Source organism: Rubrivirga sp., from assembly GCF_049648075.1.
GTDB lineage: Bacteria > Bacteroidota > Rhodothermia > Rhodothermales > Rubricoccaceae > Rubrivirga.
Map to the genome: position 1 here is coordinate 1 of NZ_JBARYR010000188.1, position 3,030 is coordinate 3,030.

Sequence of the window (3,030 nt, forward strand, 5' to 3'; positions counted from 1 at the left end):
CGCTCTCTCTGGTGGGACGAACGGACGGGACGCTGGCGACCGTCGGCTGGCGGACGGCGTTGGCGGGGACGCTCGACGTATGCGCCTCGCTCGCCGGCGCCCACGCGGCTCGCCTCAAGGTCGTCGCGGAGCGCGAAGGCGACGCCTTGCGAGCCGTCCTGATGGCCGCCCGGTTCGGCAACGGTGCGTACGCCCAGACCTCGATCCGTTTTTCGGACACCCTCGAGGACGACGAGGTCCGCCTCTACGCCTCGAGGCCGGGCGCCCGGCTCGAGGCGCGGTCGCTCGCCGCCCCGTTTGGAGAGGATGGCGACCCAGCGCTCACATCCGACCTCGAGGTCGCGGAGGTGACGGCGTTCGCTCAGGCTATCGCCGCGGGTGACCGAGCGCCGTTCTCGCTCGACCACGCCTTGGTGGCGATGCGACTGACCGAGCAGGCGAGGGAGAAGCTGCGCTAGCCGACCTCGAGGTCGAAGCGTTCCTCGGCATCGCATTGCCTGCCGCGATGCCCCACCGGCCTCGAGGACGCGGCATCGCCGGATCCGCTCGGTCCGACCTCGAGATCGGCTCTTCTCCTCCGCACTTCCGCACCTCTTCGCGCATTCCCTCCCCATCCTCTACCGACCACCGTTGACGCGGCCCGCTCCGACCGCCACCTTGCCCACTGTGACCGTCTCCCTTCCCTTCGAGCCCATCCTGCGCCGCGTCGGCCTCGAGGCCGATCGGTTGGGGCTGGACGCGTACGCCGTCGGCGGCGCGGTGCGGGATGCACTCCTAGGACGCGAGACGACCGACCTCGATGTCGTCGCGGTCGGGCCGGGCTCGGGGATCGCGTTGGCCCAGGCGACCTCGAAGGCGCTCGGTGTCAAGAAACCGGCCGTCTACGAAGCGTTTGGAACGGCGGCCGTGACCGTCCCCGAGAAGCGGCTCCGAGCCATGGGCCTTGAGGGCGTGCTGCCGAAGAGCCTCGTCCTCGAGTTCGTCGGCGCACGGCGCGAGAGCTACCGGGCCGAGAGCCGCAAGCCGATCGTCGAAGACGGGACGATGGACGACGACCTGGCGCGGCGCGACTTCACGGTCAACGCGCTCGCGGCGTCGCTCAACGACGACTCGTTCGGCACCGTCTTGGACAACTACGACGGGCTCGCCGACCTCGAAGGCAGGGTCCTGCGCACGCCGCTCGAGCCCGGCGTCACCTTCGAGGACGACCCGCTACGGATGCTACGCGCCGCCCGGTTCGCCGCTCAACTCGGCTTCGAGGTCGCACCCGACGCCGTCGACGCGATGACGGCGCAGGCGGACCGAATCAAAATCGTGAGCCCGGAGCGGATCACGGACGAGTTGGGCAAGCTCCTGGCCGCGCCAGTCCCGTCGACCGGGCTTGGCTTGTTGTTTCGGACGGGCATCTTGGAGCACATCGTCCCCGAGGTCACGGCGTTGGCCGGCGTCGAGGAGGTCGGAGGCCGAGCCCACAAGGACAACTTCTGGCACACCCTCGAGGTCGTCGACAACCTGGCGCATTTGCAGCGCGGCGTCGGCGTGGGCGACCGGGCGGACGGCTACGACCTGTGGCTCCGGTGGGCGGCGCTGTTGCACGACGTCGGCAAGGTGGTGACCAAGCGCTACGAGCGCGGGACCGGCTGGACGTTCCACGGACACGAGGACGTCGGGCCGCGAAAGATCATCCCCGAGGTGTTCCGCCGGCTCCGGCTGCCGCTCGGCGACCCGCTCGACTTCGTCCAGACCGTCGTCCGGCTCCACCACCGCCCCGCCGCGCTCGTCGACTCCGACGTGACGGACTCGGCCGTCCGCCGCCTGCTGATGGACGCCGGCGACGACATCGAGGACCTGATGCTGTTGGTCCGCGCCGACGTGACGAGCAAGAACGCGCGCCGCGTGCGCAAGTACCTCGCGGGCTTCGACCGGGTCGAGAAACGGTTCGTCGAGGTCGAGGAGCGCGACCAGATGCGGAACTGGCAGCCGCCGGTCTCGGGCGACGAGATCAAGCAGAAGCTGGGCTTGGACGAAGGGATCGCGGTCGGGATGCTCAAAGAGTGGGTCCGCGAGGCCGTCCTCGAGGGCGAGGTCCCCAACGAGCACGACCCGGCGTGGGTCTACGTCCTGGACCGGCAGGCCGAGGCGGTCCGGCGCGGGGGGCTGTTCGAGAGCGTCGTCCGGTCGCTGTCGGGGCCGCAGAAGCGGGCCATCGGCGCCGTCAAGGACGCGCTGTTCTGGGGCGATGTGCCGGAAGGCGCCCTCGAGGTCGCGACGTTCCTCGAGGCCGTGGTCGCGGAGGCGCTGGACGGAGCGCCCGACGGATGAGCGACCGAGCTTGCTCTCCGGGCTACGCCGCCCTTATCCCTCCCTGCGGAGGCGCTGACAAGGAGAGCCTTTTACAATCGGGCGTGATCCCCCACGAGCCATCCCCGCGCAGGCGGGGATCCATACAGTGTCGCTCGCGGCCTCGAGGTCGGACTCAACGCTGAAACCCCTCACCCTGTCCCTCCCCACGGGGAGAGGGGACCTTGTAGGAACAACCGATGGCGGCCAGCCCCTCCCCACACTCGCGCCGTCCTAGAGAACGCACGCACGCCCTGATGCTCCGACTCTGGCCGCTCGCGGCCCTCCTTCTATCCGTCGCCGCTCACGCGCAGCCCGCGACCTATACCCTCGAAGTCGCCGTCACCGACGAGCACTCCGGAGCCCCGCTGCCCGGAGCGACCGTCGTCCTCGAAGGCGCCGAGATCGGCACGTCGACGAATGCCGAGGGGCGCGCCGTCCTCGAGGACGTGCCTGGCGGAGCAGCCGTGGTGGTGGTGTCGTTCGTGGGCTTCGAGACGGCGCGAGTCGGGACCCCGGTTCCGCGGGACGGTCCGCTCGAGGTCGCCCTCGAGGACGACGAGGAGGCCCTCGAGGACGTGGTCGTGGACGCGACGCGGACGAGCCGCACCATCGCCGCGCTCCCGACGCGCATCGAGGTCATCGCCGGCGAAGAGATCGACGAGAAGGTGTCGATGGAGCCGTCGAACA

General features: G+C 70.2%; 2 protein-coding genes and 1 pseudogene. All 3 read left to right on the forward strand.

Going from position 1 to position 3,030, the window contains the following annotated elements:
• Nucleotides 1-458: pseudogene (locus WBA11_RS05460) on the forward strand (hypothetical protein); the annotation flags it as partial.
• 208 nt (nucleotides 459-666) lie between these two features.
• Nucleotides 667-2,322, forward strand: a complete 1,656-nt coding sequence (locus WBA11_RS05465; protein ID WP_424519704.1) for a CCA tRNA nucleotidyltransferase — start codon at nucleotides 667-669, stop codon at nucleotides 2,320-2,322.
• Nucleotides 2,323-2,597: 275 nt separating this feature from the next.
• A partial coding sequence (locus WBA11_RS05470; RefSeq protein WP_424519705.1) for a carboxypeptidase-like regulatory domain-containing protein occupies nucleotides 2,598-3,030 on the forward strand: 433 nt, incomplete at its 3' end.